The organism is Paraglaciecola sp. 20A4, assembly GCF_011378905.1.
Classification (GTDB): Bacteria; Pseudomonadota; Gammaproteobacteria; order Enterobacterales; family Alteromonadaceae; genus Paraglaciecola.
In genome coordinates, this window is the sequence record NZ_WTPY01000004.1 from 21587 (window position 1) to 41302 (window position 19716).

13 protein-coding genes are annotated in these 19716 nt (G+C 41.5%); 9 read left to right on the top strand and 4 right to left on the bottom strand.

The features are described 5' to 3' along the window. Window positions 1-13 precede the first annotated feature (13 nt). Window positions 14-1303, top strand: a complete 1290-nt coding sequence (locus GQS54_RS05970; RefSeq protein ID WP_166423111.1) for a CNNM domain-containing protein — start codon at window positions 14-16, stop codon at window positions 1301-1303. Window positions 1304-1340: 37 nt separating this feature from the next. On the opposite strand, the gene GQS54_RS05975 is transcribed toward GQS54_RS05970, so the two are convergent. Continuing rightward, window positions 1341-1526 (bottom strand): hypothetical protein, encoded by a 186-nt coding sequence (locus tag GQS54_RS05975; protein WP_166423112.1) that lies wholly within the window; start codon window positions 1524-1526, stop codon window positions 1341-1343. Between the two features lie 72 nt (window positions 1527-1598). After that, a complete protein-coding gene (sixA, locus tag GQS54_RS05980; protein WP_240919844.1) occupies window positions 1599-2072 on the bottom strand; it encodes a phosphohistidine phosphatase SixA in 474 nt (157 codons plus the stop codon). A gap of 108 nt (window positions 2073-2180) precedes the next feature. Here sixA and GQS54_RS05985 point away from each other — a divergent pair, with 108 nt between their 5' ends. The 3 genes from GQS54_RS05985 (at window position 2181) to GQS54_RS05995 (ending at window position 10224) form a co-directional block, all read left to right on the top strand. Then, window positions 2181-4961 (top strand): insulinase family protein, encoded by a 2781-nt coding sequence (locus tag GQS54_RS05985; RefSeq protein WP_205967647.1) that lies wholly within the window; start codon window positions 2181-2183, stop codon window positions 4959-4961. Between the two features lie 250 nt (window positions 4962-5211). Beyond that, complete coding sequence (locus GQS54_RS05990; protein WP_166423113.1) at window positions 5212-9705, top strand: EAL domain-containing protein; 4494 nt, start codon at window positions 5212-5214, stop codon at window positions 9703-9705. A 369-nt stretch (window positions 9706-10074) separates the two neighbouring features. After that, window positions 10075-10224, top strand: coding sequence for a hypothetical protein (locus GQS54_RS05995; protein ID WP_166423114.1), 150 nt, complete (start codon window positions 10075-10077; stop codon window positions 10222-10224). A gap of 208 nt (window positions 10225-10432) precedes the next feature. Here GQS54_RS05995 and fadJ read toward each other — a convergent pair whose 3' ends face one another. After that, the gene (gene fadJ / locus GQS54_RS06000; protein WP_166423115.1) at window positions 10433-12583 is read right to left on the bottom strand and encodes a fatty acid oxidation complex subunit alpha FadJ; all 2151 of its coding nucleotides are present in this window, start codon (window positions 12581-12583) and stop codon (window positions 10433-10435) included. A gap of 10 nt (window positions 12584-12593) precedes the next feature. Then, a complete protein-coding gene (fadI, locus tag GQS54_RS06005; protein WP_166423116.1) occupies window positions 12594-13904 on the bottom strand; it encodes an acetyl-CoA C-acyltransferase FadI in 1311 nt (436 codons plus the stop codon). A 403-nt stretch (window positions 13905-14307) separates the two neighbouring features. On the opposite strand from fadI, the gene GQS54_RS06010 reads away from it, so the two are divergent. Genes GQS54_RS06010 through GQS54_RS06030 form a run of 5 tightly spaced genes read left to right on the top strand, consistent with a single transcriptional unit; the run spans window position 14308 to window position 19714 of the window. Then, complete coding sequence (locus GQS54_RS06010) at window positions 14308-15264, top strand: MoxR family ATPase (protein WP_166423117.1); 957 nt, start codon at window positions 14308-14310, stop codon at window positions 15262-15264. Window positions 15265-15275: 11 nt separating this feature from the next. Next, window positions 15276-16235: a DUF58 domain-containing protein gene (locus GQS54_RS06015; RefSeq protein WP_166423118.1), complete on the top strand. Its 960-nt coding sequence runs from the start codon at window positions 15276-15278 to the stop codon at window positions 16233-16235. Continuing rightward, window positions 16232-16735, top strand: coding sequence for a DUF4381 domain-containing protein (locus GQS54_RS06020; RefSeq protein WP_166423119.1), 504 nt, complete (start codon window positions 16232-16234; stop codon window positions 16733-16735). Before GQS54_RS06015 ends, GQS54_RS06020 begins: the two co-directional genes overlap by 4 nt. Further along, window positions 16728-17744 carry a VWA domain-containing protein gene (locus GQS54_RS06025; protein WP_166423120.1) on the top strand — a complete coding sequence of 339 codons (1017 nt, stop codon included), beginning with the start codon at window positions 16728-16730 and terminating at the stop codon, window positions 17742-17744. Before GQS54_RS06020 ends, GQS54_RS06025 begins: the two co-directional genes overlap by 8 nt. Continuing rightward, window positions 17744-19714, top strand: coding sequence for a VWA domain-containing protein (locus GQS54_RS06030; RefSeq protein ID WP_166423121.1), 1971 nt, complete (start codon window positions 17744-17746; stop codon window positions 19712-19714). The genes GQS54_RS06025 and GQS54_RS06030 overlap by 1 nt, the downstream gene beginning before the upstream one ends. The last annotated feature ends 2 nt before the right edge of the window (window positions 19715-19716 follow it).

Below are 19716 nucleotides of genomic sequence, written 5' to 3' on the forward strand. Positions count from 1 at the left end.
AGGGATCCCATAGTTGGACGATATATCAACAAGTAGCTTATTTATTCTACTTGGTATTTTAGTATTACTTTCTGCTTATTTTTCTAGCTCTGAAACCAGCATGATGTCGATTAACCGCTATCGCCTAAAACATTTAGGGAATGAAGGTAATAAAGGTGCACTGCGTGTTCAGAAGTTACTTGAGCGCCCAGACCGCCTTATCGGTCTTATCTTAATTGGCAACAACCTGGTCAACATTGCAGCCTCAGCGGTTGCTACCGTTTTAGGGTTGCGGCTATATGGTGATATGGGTATTGCCATAGCAACAGTGATATTGACCCTCGTTATACTAATTTTTTCTGAAGTGACCCCAAAAACTGTGGCAGCACTTTATCCAGAAAAAATTTCGTTTCCAGCTTCATTTTTGCTTCTCCCCATGCTCAAAGTACTTTATCCACTGGTATTCTTGGTTAATGGCATCACTAACTTTCTTCTGAAATTATTACGCATTAGTACTGAAGACAGTGCCAGTAGTAGCCTCAGTAGAGAAGAATTGCGCACCGTTGTACACGAAGCTGGTGCTATGATCCCCAAGAAGCACCAAGATATGTTGGTCGGCATTTTGGATTTAGAAAAAGTGACCGCAGAAGACATCATGGTGCCACGAAGCGAAATCGTTGCTATCGACATCAACCATGAATGGAAAGACATTCAGAAACAGCTAGTCAACTCTCAGCACACGCGTGTTTTACTTTATCGTGACAGCATTGATGATGCTGTTGGTTTTGTTCATGTACGTGATGCTCTACGTTTATTATCAAAAGACGAATTTACTAAAGCGAGCTTATTGCGTGCAGTAAGAGAGATTTACTTTACCCCTGAATCAACACCTTTACATACTTTGATGTATAAATTTCAAGCCGTAAAAGAGCGCATCGGCCTAGTGGTTGACGAATATGGTGATATTCAAGGATTAGTGACATTAGAAGATATCCTAGAAGAAATCATCGGTGACTTTACGACCAGCATGGTACCTGATCACAGTAAAGAAGCGGATACTCAGCAAGATGGTAGCGTGCTCGTTGATGGTAGTGCGAACGTTCGTGAATTGAACAAAGAAATGGATTGGCAATTCCCTACTGAGGGGCCAAAAACACTTAATGGAATTATTTTGGAATACATTGAAGATATTCCAGAAGCAAACATCAGTTTGCGGTTAGCCGGTTACCCTCTTGAAATTATCGAAATGAAAGACAATATGGTTAAAACCGTACGTATTATGCCGCAACTTTATGCTGCACCAGAAAATAATAAATCTGATTAGCAAAAATATGCGTCGTAGATTGGGAAGTTTACGGAAATTAGGTAGGAAGATCTTTGACTTGTCGATTTTGACGAATTTTCGCCTTGGCCAACTCTACTTTTGCATTCAGATTAGTCAGGCGATCAAAAATGCCCTGAAGCTCAGCATCGTGAGTCAGTTGCGCATTTGATACATGATGTTCTAAAACCTGCTGTAAATATGCAGGTAAACTTTTGACTGACATGAATATGACCTCTCTCTCGAGTTATCGGCTGTCATACTCGGATCTAAAGTGAAAATTTCTATATCACCGTTTTTATAGTGGGTGATAAACCTCCAGCACCCTCCCTGAATGAGTGGTGGGTTGATAATCGACAATAACAATACTCGATGTATCAAAAAATAATGAGTGTTGCTCGCCTATTAATTCATCTAAAAAATAACTCACAAATGGCATATGGCTTACTAACAAAAGTGATTTTGACACTTCTTTTTCTTCTAATAAATAATCAATGTAATCATGGGTAAGCCAAATATTCCCTTCAGGAGTGATATCAGTTGACACCCTTTGCTGCATAATATCAATTTTTTGACTGACTATATCCATAGTCTGCCGAGCCCTTGTATAAGGACTCACCATACCCAATTCTATTTTGTTGGCCTTATAATACTTGCTTAACCAAGTGCCAGCAGTCGCTGCTTGCTCTTGTCCAAATGAAGTCAACTCACGAGAGCGGTCGTCATATTTGAGCGGCTCTGCGTCACCATGACGCATGATAATAATATGCATAAATTACTGCTGAATGGTTAACAAACTTTGTTACGCTTAATATAGCAAATAAATGTTTAAAAATCCGAGAGTTGAATTTTTTTACGTTATGCTGATTATGCGCGCTATATGACTATAGGATCTACCACTTTGCTTACTCATAGCCTAGACAATCGTCGATATCAATTCCGTCAGCTCAATAATGGCTTGAGAGTATTAGTTGTTCAAGATCCAAGCGCTGAAGCTAGTGCAGTTGCAGCAACCGTTGCCAACGGCCATTTTAGTGATCCGGCAGACTGCTTAGGACTTAGCCATTTGTTGGAGCACATGTTGTTCCAAGGAAATAAGAAGTATCCAACTGTTGACGCATTTGACAGCTTTTTATCTTTGCACGGAGGGTATGTTAACGCTGCTACGGGATCAGAATATAGTCATTATTACTTTTCGATAACGGATAAATATCTGGCCCCAAGTCTTGATCACTTTGCGCATTTACTCACCCAACCACTCTTTGAAATCACCGCTATAGAAAAAGAAATTCAAGCAATTGATGCGGAATTCTCGTTGAAGATGAACGATGATTTGCGTCGTTTATACGAAGTGCATAAAGAGACGTCTAATCCTGAACACCCCTTTAGTCAGTTTTCGGTAGGAAACAAAACCACCCTAAATCAACGTTCGAATAAAGAGGTACAGCGACTTTTAGAAGTGCTCCATCAAAAAAAATATGTGTCACGCAATATCACATTGTGCGTTATTAGTACCCTTGATAATCAAGCATGCCTCGAGCTAATCAAACAAAACTTTGATGATATCACTGATATTACACCGCCTGTTTCAGCCCCTCTTCCCCTTTTATATTTACCAGAACAGCTTGGCATAAGAATAAATATTACCCCACTAAGAGCAGCTAAGCGCTTAATCGTCACATTTGCCTTACCAAGCGTCATTAAACACTACAGAACTAAGCCGCTCAGTATTATCAGCGAATTACTAGCTGATGAAGGATCAAATGGTTTGTTGGGATATTTTAAAGCACGCGGCTTGGCAACCAATATAAGTGTAGGAGGCGGGATAGAAGGCAGCACGTTTAAGGATTTTAACGTCAATTTACAGCTTACGGACCTAGGTTTAACAGAAATTGACGCCATGCTTGAATCATTATTTCACTATATTCACCTTATTAAAAATCACTCTAAAAAACGTTTTTTTAGTGAAAAAAAAGCACTATTACTACAAGAGTGGAAATTTGCAGATTCGGTAAAAGCAACAGATGAAGCGATCGGTTTAGCCAGCGCAATTTTCAGCTATCCAGAGGAACACATTGTTGCTTCAGAATATTTACTAGACAAACCTGATGATTCAGTTATCGATGAATTGCTACGCTATTTTTCACCCATAAATATGCGCGTAAAAGTGGTATCACCTAATGCAAAGACCGACAGAGTGAGTCACTGGTACAAAACGCCTTACGCATTTTCGCCTATTACCCCCACCCTTATCGAAAAGTTACTGCGTCCAAAAGGTGAGTTGAGCTTAATATTACCTGATAAAAACCCTTTTTTAAGCCTGGACCATAGCCTTGTAAACCATGAGGCATCCTTTACAACGTTACAACAGACAATTAAGAGCAAAGATTTTAATCTATGGTTTGGGCAAGACGATCAGTTTGGTCTGCCTCGTGGTGATTGTTACGTTTCATTTGATTGTGCAGAAGCTATGCAGGGTGTGGAAATCGCGACTATAAAAAAATTGTGGATTGCCCTTTTAAATAGCCACTTTCAACAGCTGTATTATCAAGCTAATGTAGCCGGCTTGAATTACCATTTATATTCTCATCAATGCGGTTTCTCACTGCATACCAGTGGTTTTAGTACTAAGCAACTAAGATTTAACCAAGACCTAATCGAAAAAATACATTCCTTCGATGACTTCACAAAGCATTTTGAACAAGTTAAGCAACAGCAATGGCAAAGTTTGCATAACAATTTGTTAAATAAACCAATCAACCGTTTATTCAATCGTCTTTCTGCACTCATGCAACAAAATACCCATACCCCGTTGAGTATGGTCAATATTATGCAAAAAACGACAATTGAACAGGTTCATGAAGCCAAGCATGCGCTTTTAGGCAAACGCCATATTGAATCTCTTGTCTATGGCAACTGGCGTGCTAACGAAGCGAATCACTTTGCCAAAGAACTACAACAAAAAAATGCCGACTATATAGGACATGAAAAATTATCTCGCAGTGTATCTAATCTGTGCGAGCAGGATGTTTTACTCCATCCACTACCATGCGATCATCCTGATGCAGCCGTTGTAATCTATTATCAAGCCCCCCATGCTAATCTGCGCGATACATTATTGACAATACTTTTGGAGCAACTTGTTTCCCCAATATTTTTTAACTTTGCTCGTCAACAAGCCCAATTAGGTTACCTAGTTGGCAGTGGTTATGTGCCTTTTAATCAGCATCCTGGTATCGCTTTTTACGTGCAGTCACCGCAATATTCTGCTCAATATCTGATCATCACAATTCGAAATTTTTTACAGAAACTCGCCATAAACTTACAACCATACCAAAAAAATTGGCAAGATATGAAGCGTGGCGTAATCAAACAACTATGTGGAAAAGATGCTAATTTGGGTATGAAAAGTCAGCGTTTATGGTCAGCTATAGGCAACCAAGACTATTCATTTATGCAAAAGCAAAATACCTTTGATGAGCTTTCAAATTTGGAGTTTCCGGATCTGATGACATTCGTCAATGGTTTGGCGTTAGGCAAAAATATTGGTGAATTAATTCTGTATAGCGATCAAAAGCATCATATTGTTCCTGGCGATCTAGGCAGTATATTATTAGACGATATTGCTGCGTTCAAAAAACACACACCGTTAGTGAAATAAACTCACACATTTAGTGAAATAAACTCACCTTATAGGTTGATTGAGTACTCCGAAAGACCAATTGAGAATAAATCTTGCTCAAAGCAGCATAAAGTAAAGATAAACACTTGTTAAGGTTCCGTTAATTAGGCATATTTACCCTACTGGGTTCAAAGGATTGGTACCTCAAATCTAATAATAACAAAGCAGAAAAACTGCTGACAGGTGCTAATTGCGTATTTTAACTAATCGTTCATTTTTTTGCTGCTTGATGCTTATAATTATCATTATAAGTTTTTCAAAATTTGCCCACGCTCAATCCTTTTCGTTCGACAACTTAACCAAAGCCGATGGTCTCACTCAAAATACAATTACAGATATCATTGAGGATCGGCGCGGTTTTATGTGGTTTGCCACAGCTAATGGGCTCAGTCGTTTTGACGGCTACGATTTTACCAACTACCAACACAACCCTAACGATATAAAATCATTACCCCATGATTTTATCAGGGCGTTGATTATTGATAATGACGGCGCATTGTGGGTAGGAACACAAAACGGATTAGCTCGATATAACCCGTTAACTGACAATTTTGTTCGCTATAATCAGCAAAACAGTAGTCTAAATAATAATATTATTAATGCGCTTAGCGTTTCCCAATTCGGTGACCTACTAGTCGCCAACGAGGCTAATTTATACACTTATTCACCTAAAACTAATGACTTCACCCCGGTAGAAATTACGATTGACCGACTTCCACCTGAAATTAAATCGGTGTTAGCTGAAGATAAATTCACTTGGATAGGTACATATGGGCATGGTATCTACGTTTTAGATAACCAAACTAAAATCCTTTATAACCTCAAAAAAGACAATCCTCTGAACGTGCTAATTTCCGCTGAATATTTGTTCGATGTAAAACATTACGGCGAAAATTATTGGTTAGCCACGGAGTTAGGCGCCTATGTATGGAACTCAAACACTCAGGAATTACGCCAGTTTAACACTGACTCGTTCCCAGACTTACTTGGCAATGAAGTCCGTAGCATTCAGTTGAGTAACAGCGGCAATATTTGGTTAGGCACATCAGTGGGATTAACAATCGTGGATGGAGAATTAAATTCCACTAAACATATCTCACTTGATAGCGGAATTAGAAGCACATCTTCTCAACATGATGGAGGTATATTTTTACTCAACATTTACCGTGACAGTAATAATACATTGTGGCTAGGCTCTCATACTGGCGGCATATATAGATATAATCAAGATTCAGCCTTGTTTAGACATTATGAAGCCGATCCCCTTAGTCAAAATGCTCTTTCTGGCAATGTTGTATGGTCTATGAAGCAAGATAGCAAAGGTAAAGTTTGGATCGCTACTCAGTCAGGTGGATTGTCAGAATTCGATCTTGATACTGAACAATTTACCCCATGGCTCAAAGGGTTTGAATACAGTATTTGGGATATCGCCATTGATGAGCAAGATAGACTTTGGTTAGCGACTAGTGGTGGGATCTATATTTATCGAAAGAATAAAGATAAAGATAAAGATAAAGATAACGATTTAATACTAGTTCATTTAATTTCTAAGGGTAGCTTTTATGATCGCGTTTTATTCTCGACAGGTCGAGTGTGGATAAAGTGTTCGGACAATATTTTGCGTTGGATAAGTACAACTGACTTTTCTGAGCATGATATTCAATTACCAGACACCAGCATCAAGACACTAATCCCGCTGTACATAGATAGTAAACAAAAACTATGGTTAAGAGGCAATAATGGGCTGATACATTACGATTTAAAAACACAGAAAATCAGCCGTCCTTCAACTGATCCTATGGTAAACGGTAATAATTTTAGCTCTATCATAGAAACCGAAAAAAGTTTTTGGCTGGCCTCTATTGAATTTGGTTTGATTGAATTAGATAAACAAGATTATCAAGTTATTCAGAAAATTAACGTCGATTCAGGCCTATATGATAATCAGATAACAAAAGCCCTGCGTGTGGACAATAGTATTTGGTTAACAACTATGGCGGGAGGTATAGAAGAACTGTCTATCTCTTCCGGCACAGTCATGCAACAGATATCACCCGAGCGTCTAAATTTCAACGATTTTAACGAAGGTTCAGGGTTAGTAACGACTGACAAAGATGTTTTATTTGGAGGCGCTAAGGGCATCCACTTATTTGCGCATGAACAAGTAACACTTAACAATGATACCTCTGAGCTCGGTGATAAGTTTAATAAAAAATCGCCTCCCTTAATTACCCATCTTCGACTTTTCAACCGCAAAGTCACAGTCCACAGTAATGGCAGCCCTCTCCTACAGCCCATTTATCTAACTAAAGAACTCACTTTACCTAATAATTCTAATCATGTGAGTTTAACATTCGGACAATTAAACCCGCTCGACGCTGACGGTTACACCTATAGATATAAATTAGATGGGTATTCCGAAAAGTGGTTAGATGCAGATATAAGGACCAGAGAAGCCACCTTCACTAATCTAGATTTCGGTAAGTATCTTTTTGCAGTGCAAAGCCGCCATAATTTAGACCCTTGGTCTGAGTCGACAAAATTAATCCTCAATATTGAGCCCCCTATTTGGTTGCATCGAAACGCGTTGGTACTATATTGCATTTTATCCCTTTTCATTGCACTAATGATGGTAAAACAATACCGTTCCAAACGCCTTGCAAGGCTCGCTATTACTGAGAGTGAAGAACGTTTAAAATTAACTCTTTGGAGTAGCGGTGACGAGTTATGGGACTGGGATATTTATCAAGGACAAGTCTTCCGCTCAAATACCTGGGGCATAATGGACTTTCCCCAAGATGATATTCGAGTAAATAGTGCTTACCAAGCCAACATTCATCAAAACGATCTGAAACGGGTACAAGATGCCCTTAACGAACATTTGCAAGATAAGAGCGAACACTTTGAAGTGACTTACCGCGCAAGTACCTTTAAAGGCGAGTGGTTATGGGTTCTCGACCGCGGCAAGGTCGTAAGCCGAGACAGCAATAACCAACCGCTACGAATGACAGGCACGTTTAAAAACATTAGTCATTTAAAGGTTGCTGAAGAACAACTAAAATTATTTAAACGCTCAATTGAAACTATTTCTGATGGTGTATTTATCGCCGATACCAGCTTTAGGTACATATCGGTCAACAATGCCTATTGTAAATATACCGGCGAAACACGTGAACAAGCACTGGCCAGTTATTTTGCCTTTCATCAATATCCAGGTGCATTTACCGAGGAGGTGAAAAAATCACTGCGTCAGAAAGGCAACTGGAATGGTGAAGTGGAATCGCGTCGCATAAATGGCGAAAAATATGAGATGGAGTTGAATATAGATGCCATCAATGATGAAGACGGGCGTATAGGTCATTATGTAGGCGTTTTTTCCGATATTACGTCTCGTAAAAGCACTGAGAAAGAGTTACTTAAATTATCCAATACTGATCCGTTAACTGATTTACCCAATCGCTCATTTTTTCAAGCTAGCCATAACAATATTGTCCGCCGCGGCACGCAACATGCTCTGGTTTGTTTGGACATGGACAATTTTAAAAAAATCAACGACTCATTAGGCCACCAAACCGGTGATTTGCTTATCAAACAGATTGCTAAGCGTTTACAAAAATTGGCAGGAAAACGCGCAACTTGTTACCGTCTCGGCGGAGATGAATTCAGCATATTGCTCGATAAAGACACTGATGTGCATAGTGTCAGCCATTTTACGCAATCTATCTTGGATGATTTAGCCCGACCATTTTTAATCAACCACCAAGAATTTGTGTTAGGTGCAAGTATAGGTATAGCCTTTTACCCTGAAGATGGTAGCTCTCCCCAAGAGTTATTGAAAAACGCAGATACTGCCATGTACTTTGCCAAAAATGCAGGGGGTAATAAGTATCAATTTTTCAGTGGAGAGATGAATCAAAATGCCGTCCGTCAGTTACAAATCGAAAACTTGATCCGCCTCGGTTTAAAAGAAGATCTGTTCAATGTTTATTATCAACCGAAAATAGACATTGCCTCAGGTAAACTCGTTAGCATGGAAGCCTTAGTACGTTTCGAACACCCGGAGAAAGGTATTGTGAGCCCTGCGCAATTTATTCCTCTGGCCGAACAAACTGGTCAAGTTATTGATATCGGAGAAGTCGTATTACGCAAAGCCTGTGAAGATACCAAACGTTGGGTGAGCGCAGGTTTATTCACGGGACGTGTTGCGGTTAATATATCAGCTCGCCAATTTGAGCTGCCTGATCTTGATGAAACAATCGAGCGTATTTTGCAAAAGGCTGACCTGTCGCCGTTGCATCTAGAGTGCGAGATTACTGAAGGCACATTAATGCAAGACCCCGAAAATGCCTTGCATATGATGAACCGCTTACGTGAACGCGGTATTCACTTAGCTTTAGATGATTTCGGTACCGGTTATTCTTCACTCGCCTATTTAAAGCGCTTCCCTCTCAATACACTCAAAATTGATAAGGCCTTTATTGACGACATTGCCACCAGCAGTGTAGACCGGCATATGACTGCCGCTATTATTAATATAGCGCACAATCTTGGCCTCAAAGTCGTTGCCGAAGGAGTGGAACACGAAGAACAGATGTCAATTTTACGTCGCTATGATTGTGAGATGCTGCAAGGTTATCTTTATAGTAAACCATTAAGTTCAGCTCGCTTTGAAAGACTACTTAAAGAAAACCACCAACTTAACCGCTTACTACAAGATAGCTAACAGAGATTTCCACTCTAATTTATCAAGGGCTGGCTTTTTCTTTTAAAGATTACTTTATCCTTAAAATAGTATAACAACCCTATACTACGTAGCTTAGGGCTATGCCGTTCGCAAATAAAGTTGTTAATTATCTGTTTTGTTCCCGTCAGCTTGTACTAATTACTATTGCTTCAAGACCTTCTTTTTGACCAATCTTTTTTGGCGTCAAAAAATATATTAGCAAAATAAAATGATTGTAATGCTGAATTAAAACACAGGCTTTTTCCTTATACTTTAGTATTGGCACACTATAAGCATTAATACTTTTGACTGACAAATAATAGTCAGCGAAACGTCAATAATAAAATAATAAATAAAGAGGAATATCCAATGTTAAAAGCTTACGCAATCGCTCTAGCCCTTACTACTGCTGCTCCTATCGCCACTCAATCGGTTGAAAGTGCCCAAGTCCCAGAAGCTAAAGCAGCCACAACAACTACCCAAACTAAAGCGCTTAAAATCGGTTCTATTCGATTCTAAAATACGGCTTTAAAATCCGCTGAATTAATTTAATTCGGTCAGGTAAAGAGAGAGGAACTCTCTTTTTTTATATCTGTAATTCAAGAGCACGATGATTTAAGTTAGATTCAGCCACAGGTCTAAAAGATGGTAAATAAGACATCGACTCAATACAAAAAAAGCCGAGCTTCAATAGCTCGGCTTTCTACTTTTCAAGACATGCCCGTATTTAACGATAAAAGCTTTGGTTCTGCTCTACCATCTTCGTTAAGCATGCCGCTGGTGTAAACTTATCACCTAGTTGCTGCTGATAATACGCTAAACGTTCAACAACATGTTTTATACCTAACGTATCCATATAACGGAAAGGGCCACCTAAGAAAGGTGGGAACCCAATACCAAAAATCGCGCCTATATCGCCATCTCTAGGGCTACGAATGACACCTTCATCTAAACACATGGCGGCTTCATTTAGCATCAGTAATACGCAACGTTCAGAGATCGTATTTTCGCTTAAGCGGCTGTTTGGTGTAATACCAAGTAGGTCGTAAACGCTTTCATCTACATCTTTACCTGGTTTGTTACCAACGTAGTTATAAAAACCACGCTGATTCTTTTTCCCTTTACGATCATCCGCCAATAATTTGTCGAATCCAGGCGCTGAATTGAAACGTTCACCAAATTGGGCAACTAAAATAGGGCTTATTTTTGTTCCTACGTCGATGCCGACTTCGTCTAGTAATTTAATGGGACCAACTGGAAAGCCAAATTTAACCAACGCTAAATCTATTTGTTCAATTGGCTCTGCGGCCAATAAGATTTCAGCAGCCTCATTCATATAAGGAGCAAGTATCCTATTGACATAAAAGCCGGCACCGTCTTTCACTACTATAGGCGTTTTCCCCTGCCTTTTAGCCAATTCAACGGTGGTTGAAATGGTTTGGTCTGATGTTCCGTCATGAGGAATAACCTCAGCTAACGGCATCTTATCTACCGGCGAAAAGTAATGCAGCCCAATCACATTTTCAGGTCGAGCGGCATTAGCTGCTATTTGACCAATAGGAATAGAGGACGTGTTAGATGCAAAAATCGTCTGAGTTGCACAATGTTCTTCCACATCGGCAACCATGTTTTGCTTTAAAGCTAAATCTTCGAATACGGCTTCGATCACGACATCAGTATTATCAAAACCGGTATAATCAACAGAGCCAGTTAAACGCGAAAGTTGCTTTTGCATATCAGAATGCAACATAAACCGGCGCTTCACTTTCTTGTTTAAGATGTCGTAAGAATATTTCATCGCATGAGCAATGCCATCGCTGCGTATATCTTTGATTCGTGCAGGTAAATTAGCTTTAGTTGCCGTAACAAAAGCAATACCGCCGCCCATCAAACCACCACCCAAGACGCCGATTTTTTTCAGCTTCTTAGGCGCAATACCTTCAACACCGTTCTCTCTTTTCATTTCAGTTGTAGCAAAGAATATACTGCGCAGCGCCGCTGACTCAGGTGTCATAACGAGATGACCAAAATGCTTGGCTTCAATAGCCATGCCTTGATGTATCCCTTTTTCTAAGCCTATTTCGATACAGTCAATAATGCGCTCGGGGGAAGGATAATTGCCTTGTGTCTTCGCTTTAGTTTGTTTACGGGCTTGATTAAACATTACTTTACGCCCCATTGGCGTGCGCTCAAGAAATTGTCCCATCAGATCGAGTTTTACCGGCTTGCGCTTAAATTTAGGCTTTTTAGCCATTTCAATTGCTACGTCAAGTAGAATTGAACGTGGCACCATATCATCAACAATGCCATATTTTAGCGCTTGTTTGGGACGCACAGATGCCCCCGTTAACATCATTTTCATCGCTTGCTGCACACTGATCAAACGCGGTAATCTTTGAGTCCCCCCACTACCGGGCAATAGGCCCAGTTGCACTTCAGGCAAGCCTATTTGCGTTTTGTTATCATCACTACATACTCGAGCATGGCAGGCTAAAGCAAGCTCTAATCCGCCGCCTAATGCAGGGCCATGAATAGCGGCGACGAAGGGGATTGGCATATCTTCGATACGTTGAAAGACTGCTTGGCCACCCTTACCAATCGTTTCCGCATCTTCTGCATTTTGGCAGCTGGCCAGCATACTGATATCAGCTCCAGCAACAAAAGAGTTATCTTTACCACTGATAACAACAACCCCTTTGATACTGCTATCGCTTTGAATTTGATCAAGCATATCGTTGACCTGCTGACCAAATTCGACTTTAAGGGTATTCATGGTTTCGCCAGGAACATCCATACTTAGAATCGCAATACCGTCGTCACGTTTAGTTAATGTAAATGCGCTCTGGGCAATTTGTTGTGGGGAATTTTCATTTGTCATAATTTTGCCTTTATTCAGTTTCAACGATCATTGCAGCGGCTAATCCGCCTGCGGCACAAGCGGTCAACAGTCCAGTACCTCCACCTCGGCGATTCAACTCATTGAGCATCTGAGTGATCATACGTGTACCCGTTGCAGCAAACGGGTGCCCATACGCTAATGAGCTTCCCATAACATTGAATTTGTCCATATCAATTTCGCCAGTAGCCTTACTGCGGCCAAGTTTCTGTTGGGCAAATTTGTCACTGGCAAACATTTTAATATTAGCCAATGTTTGTGCTGAAAAAGCTTCATGCATTTCTATTAACGTTAAATCGTTTAACGTCATACCAGCTCTATCAAGCGCCATAGGCGTAGCATAAGACGGCCCCATCAGCATATCTTCCTTCACATCAATTGCGGCAAAGGCGTAGCTTTTAATATAACCAAGAGGTTTATATCCAAGTGCCTTTGCTCGGCTCTCAGTCATCATCAATACAGCTGAAGCACCGTCAGTTAGCGGCGTTGCATTTGCCGCTGTAACTGTGCCGTGTTTCTTATCAAACACCGGACGTAACTTAGCGTACCCTTCCAGTTTAGAATCAAAACGTACGTTATTGTCTTTTTCAAAAGCGCTTTTATAGGGTGCCGGATAAGCCGTCATGACTTCATTAGCTAACTTGCCTTCATTCCAGCTTTGCGCGGCTAACGAATGCGAGCGATGAGCAAGTTTGTCTTGATCTACTCGGCTAATATTATGGCTCTTAGCCATTTGCTCGGCAGTTTGTCCCATAGACAATCCCGTTGAATATTCCGCTACGGCAGGAGGCACAGGGAGTAAATCTTTAACCCCAAGCTTTTTCAGTACAGACCATTTCTGGCCTAAGGTTTTAGTCTTTTGCAAATCAGTTAATGCGCGTGCGAGGTTTTTTGAAACACCTATTGGAGACACTGAGGTAGAATCCGCTCCACCAGCAATACCTACAGTGATGTTACCTAACATCATTGACTCAGCAATATTAACTGTTGATTGGAAACTTGTAGCACAGGCTCTGGATACGCTGTATGCATCTGTATGCACACTCATACCTGTGCCCAAGACTATTTCACGCGCAATATTAGGCGCTTCTGGCATTTGGACGACTTGACCATACACCAATTGTTCAATTAGTAATGGGTCGACGTTGTGCTTCACAAGCATCTCATTGACTACCATTTTACCCAAATCTACCGCGGGTACCCCGTGGAAATTAGTCGCCATTTTAGCGAATGGTGTTCTCAAACCCGCAACAATTGCGATTCGTTCGCCGTCTCGAGTAGTAACTGTTTGCTTTGCCGTCATGATTTACCCTTTATGTTAAGTCAGAAATAAAGTGGTCTGACCTGTAATTTGTGTGAATTGTACAGGGAGAATAATAATTTTGAAAGTGTAGTTAACATTGCGCCATTTGAACGTCTTTACAATAGCGGCGGAGCTAAAGGATAAGACCACAGAGTTATTGCACGTTAATAAAGAATTCCTGTTAGCATACTGATGATATCTGCGTAATCGTCTTAAAAATTGCTATTTAATTTAAGATACAATCAGTTAGGCTCACAAAAATTTATTATAAATAGAAAAAGTGCTGTTATTTGTAACATTGTTTTTCATCGACTGAACCCTATATCACTAGCATTGTCTGTTTACACAGTTTATTTCACTGTACACATTAGTACGCAATTCAACGTAGGAATAATAAAACCATATGCCTTCAGCTCAATTCTCCCAGTTACAAGCGTATTTGGATTCACAAGTTATTGGTCAAACGACTTTAACCCAAAATCTTTTAGTGGCTTTGCTCGCAGACGGACACTTATTAGTTGAGGGGCCACCAGGCCTTGCCAAAACTAGGGCGGTTAATTCTTTGGCCAAAGGTGTTGAAGGAGATTTTCATCGCGTACAGTTTACCCCTGATCTCCTACCCGCAGATTTAACAGGGACAGATATCTATCGACCCGAAACAGGTCAGTTTGATTTTCAAAAAGGCCCTCTTTTTCACAACTTAGTGCTTGCTGACGAAATAAATCGTGCCCCTGCAAAAGTACAGTCAGCTTTGCTAGAAGCAATGGCAGAGCGGCAAATCACTGTTGGCAATAAAACCTATCCGTTACCTGAGCTATTTTTGGTTATGGCGACACAAAATCCGATTGAACAAGAAGGGACTTATCCCTTGCCCGAAGCGCAACTTGATCGATTTTTGATGCATATTGAGATCGATTATCCCGGCGCGGAAACTGAACTCGAAGTACTAAAATTAACCAGAAAAGAAGCGTTAAACAGCACGCCTGTTGCTCCGCCAAACTTGTCACAACGAGATATTTTCAGCGCTCGTAAAGCGGTGCTAGAAATACATTTAGACGAAGCTCTAGAGCGTTACTTGGTTGAATTAATCATCGCGACACGTCAGCCGCAGAAATACAGTGACCAATTAACTAGTTGGATTGAGTTTGGCGCGAGCCCACGAGCTACCATTGCCCTGGATAAATGTGCTCGAGCACATGCTTGGTTAATGGGCAGAGATTTCGTGGGGCCCGACAATATTCAAGCGGTGTTCCATAATGTTTTACGTCATCGTTTACTCTTAAGTTATGAAGCGGAAGCCGAGGGTGTCACAAGCAATCAAGTGCTAGACAGCATATTGCAACTTGTTCCAGTTCCTTAGGGCGATAGTTTATGTACGGTACTCAGGATGTAACTCAATGGTTAGTAAATCATCATAGCGATGGGGTAAATTTGCAGATAAAAGAGCTGCTCTATTACCGCACGAAGGCTAGCTTGCTTAATTTAAGTTTACGTCGCCCCGCTCAAGCTAAGCTCGCTGGGGGATATTTGGCCAAAACTAAAGGCCGCGGAATGGAGTTTGATGAAGCTAGGCATTATCAAGCGGGTGACGACATACGTGCCATCGATTGGCGAGTCACAGCACGAACTGGGAAAACCCATACCAAAATATATCGCGAAGAAAAAGAACGCCCGGTGTTTGTATTAGCAGACCTCTCAAGCTCGATGCATTTTGGTACGCAACTTCTTTTTAAGTCTGCTCAGGTAGCACACTTAACCGCACTCATCGCATGGGCAGCCCATAAACGCGGGGACCGCATTGGTGGCCTTGTATTTAACCAAACCGAACACAAAGAGTTTAAGCCTTTCTCTCGACAAAAGGCCGTATTGTCATTGTTAAATGGTTTGGTGAAACTGCATAACCCCCATGATTTGCAGGCTAATCAAGTCCCTTTTTCTGACGCATGTGCTCGCCTAAGACGACTAGCCCATCCTGGGAGTCTCGTCTATGTGTTGAGTGATTTTGCCCATTTTGACGATGCAGCACAACAGCATCTGGCGCACTTGAGCCGTCATTGTGAAGTCGTTGCCTATCCTATTAGCGACCCTTTTGAACATGCTCTTCCAAAAAGTAAATATCAACAAATGTTGAATTTAACAGATGGTCAAAATGAACAACAAATATTGATTGGTGAAGAACGCATCGCCACTCAATACCAAACTGAACACGAGCAACACTTTAACGACATTTTAAATAAGTTAAAGCAATGTCGTGCCAACGTTGTCCCCATAAGTTGTGCGATTTCCTTGGAACAACAATTAGCTAAACGCAGTAGCGAAAAAAACGTATGAACCCGTTAGACGAATTAAAAGACATTCACATTCCCCCTGAAATTAGCACTTGGCCACCCGCCTATGGCTGGTGGTTAGTGGCAGTATTTATTTTACTGGCACTTAGCGCTATCGCATTGACTGTATACAAACGCTATCGCTATAACGCCGCTCGGCGAAATGCTTTGCAAGAACTCGCACTCATAAGTAACCAACAGCCCGACTGGCCAAGCAAAACTAATGCGCTACTAAAACGAGTGTGTTTGAATTATATGCCAGCGTACAAGACTGCTAACTTGTATGGCCAGTCTTGGTCTGAATTGTTAATCAGTCAGTTAGCTAAATCCCAACGTAACGACTTTGCAAAAGCCATAACTGAACTTCAAAGCTTACTGTATAAGGCTAGTAATCCAAACAATGAAAATTTTGAGCTGATACACAAGCAGGTTGGGTTGTGGATAAAGCGCGCAAAATTCTCAGCGACTGATTCCCCCTCGGTAATAGGAGCTGAACATGTTTGAGTTTGCTTGGTGGTGGATGTGGTTTGCTCTGCCCTTACCTTTATTAGTGTATTTCCTGCCAGCTAAGGCCCCAATTCAATCAGCAGCGCTTAGGATCCCCTATTTACCCACCGGTTTACAAAGTGTGTCTCAGCCACCAACAAGTAAGCGCATATTCCTTACGATCGCAACCATCGCTTGGATTGCACTCATTTCAGCAGCCGCGCGTCCTCAGTGGTTAGGTGAGCCGGTTAGCATCCCAGCGCAAGGGCGAGATCTTATGATTGCAGTAGACTTATCAGGCAGCATGAAAATAGATGACATGCAAGTAAACGGTCGGCAGGTCGACCGTTTACAAATGATAAAATCAGTATTGAGTGACTTTATACAGCGTCGGGTGGGCGATCGTTTGGGTCTAATATTCTTTGCCGACACCGCATATTTGCAAGCGCCTTTAACGTACGATAGGGAAACGGTAGCACAATTACTTGACGAGTCATTGATCGGGCTTGTGGGTGAACAAACGGCGATAGGAGATGCTATAGGCTTGGCAATAAAGCGCTTTCAAAGCAAAAAAGAATCAAACAAAGTATTAGTGTTACTGACTGATGGACAAAATACAGCAGGTAATATAACACCAGAACAGGCCAACGAATTAGCCGTCGCAAATGGTGTAACGTTATACACTATTGGTGTGGGTGCCGACCAAATGATTGTCCAAAGTGTATTTGGAAATCGTCGAGTCAACCCCTCACAAGAACTCGATGAAGATATGTTAACGAAGCTGGCCGAGTCTACCGGTGGGCGTTATTTTCGCGCCAGGGATGCGCAAAGTCTGCAGGAAATATACGGAAAACTAGATGAATTAGAGCCTATCGCCCGTGAGAGTAGACAAATGCGGCCCTTACAAGCTCTTTATTTTTATCCTTTAGGGGTAGCGTTACTGCTCACCTTCCTGCTGAGTCTTAAACCGCTGGTTTCAAGTTGGATATCCAGTACCAAGCTTAAACATAATCCAGGAGCGAATTGATGATCGACTTTAATATTTCCGATTTTCATTTTATACGCCCTCTTTGGCTTTTGGTACTGATACCACTACTACTTTTAATTGTATTTTTGCGCCGAATTCATCACCAGCGTTCTGGTTGGCAATCTGTTTTACCTAATCATCTCTATCAACATTTGGTTACCCAAAACGGTGTTAAATCGTCAAAGCCGCCTTTATATCTGTTAACCATTGCTTGGATTTTAACCTCACTAGCATTGGCAGGACCTACATGGCAACGCCTGCCCCAGCCGGTCTATCAGCTCAACAGCGGTAAAGTAGTGGTATTGGATATGTCGCTCTCCATGCGTGCCACAGATATAAAACCTAACCGTTTAACCAGAGCAAAATACAAAGCCATTGATTTAGTTAAAGCTATTGCTGAAGGAGAAACAGGACTAGTCGCATATGCAGGTGACGCTTTTACGATTAGTCCATTAAGTTCCGATGGACAAAATCTAACGACCTTGATCCCCAGTCTAACGCCAGAAATTATGCCTGTAGCAGGCAGTGAGCCTTTCCTTGGTCTGCAATCTGCGATTGAATTACTGCACAACGCTGGTTACCAACAAGGAGAGATTTTTTGGATCACAGATGGCATTGAAAATAATCAAGTTGCTGAGGTCAGTAAGTTGTTTGCTAGCTCACCATATCGTTTATCCGTTTTATCCGTCGGCACACCCGACGGTGCACCAATACAGCTATTAAACGGTGATTTTCTTAAGGACGGTACTGGTGCAGTAGTGGTACCGAGACTGCGCGCTAGCAATTTACAAACCCTTGCCAGAAAAGGAGGCGGAAGGTATGTCTCCATGCGTGCCGACGACAGCGATATTGAATACTTAAAAAACCAAACTCTGTTATCTACAGAGCAAGAAAAGGATGATGAAGCTGATGAAAAATTTGGTGATAAATGGCAGGAAATGGGCCCTTATCTCTTACTTTTATTAGTCCCTCTTGCCGCCTACGGTTTCCGCCGGGGACTATTAGGTGTGTTTACGTTATTTTTGTTATTTCCTGGCTATACACCAACCGCAAGCGCCAACTGGTGGGACGATATGTGGCAAACCAAGGATCAGCAAGGTCAACATGCGTTTAAGCAAGGCGATTTTGATACAGCAGTAGCGCAATTTGGCGATCCCATGTGGCGCGGCGCGGCAGCGTACAAAGCCCAAGACTACGAAACAGCGCTAGACGCGTTCAAACAGGCTGACGGCGCACAAGCTAGGTACAACGAAGGCAACGCGCTTGCTCAGCTAGGTAAAATTGATGATGCGATTAAAGCCTATAAAGAGGCATTAACGATTGATCCTCATCACCAAGATGCCCTTGCCAACAAAGCCATTCTGGAAAAACAGAAGCAGCAACAAGAGCAGCAAAAAGACGATCAAAAAGAAGGATCTGAACAATCAAAAGATCAAGATAAGTCAGAGCAAGATGACGAACCAAACGGTGAGCAAAATTCGTCGCAAGATCAACAAGGCAATCCTCAGCAGCAAGACAATCAGGATTCTGAGCAAGATCAATCGCAAAACAACGAAAACCAAGAGGATCAATCACAATCTGAAAGCTCATCAGCACAAGACCAGCCGCCCCCCAACAAAGACGAAGACAAAGACGAAGCCTCTGATACTGATGAAGAACAAGAAGCTTCGCCCGAGCAACAAGATGCCAACCAAGATGAAACCGAGCAAAATCAAGCGGCACAAACCTCAGGCGCTGACTCAATGGAGAATGAAACTGAAGCACAACAAGAGCAACAGCAAGCAACGCCAATCGGTGAAAAAGCACCTGAAGAGCTAACCGACGAGCAAAAGGAACAAATGCAACGTATGCAGACACTATTAAATCGCGTTCCAGACGATCCCGCTTTTTTGCTTAAGCGCAAAATGCAGATAGAAAATCAACAACGCAGACAACAACGCACACCGACTCAACGACAAAGGAACTGGTAACA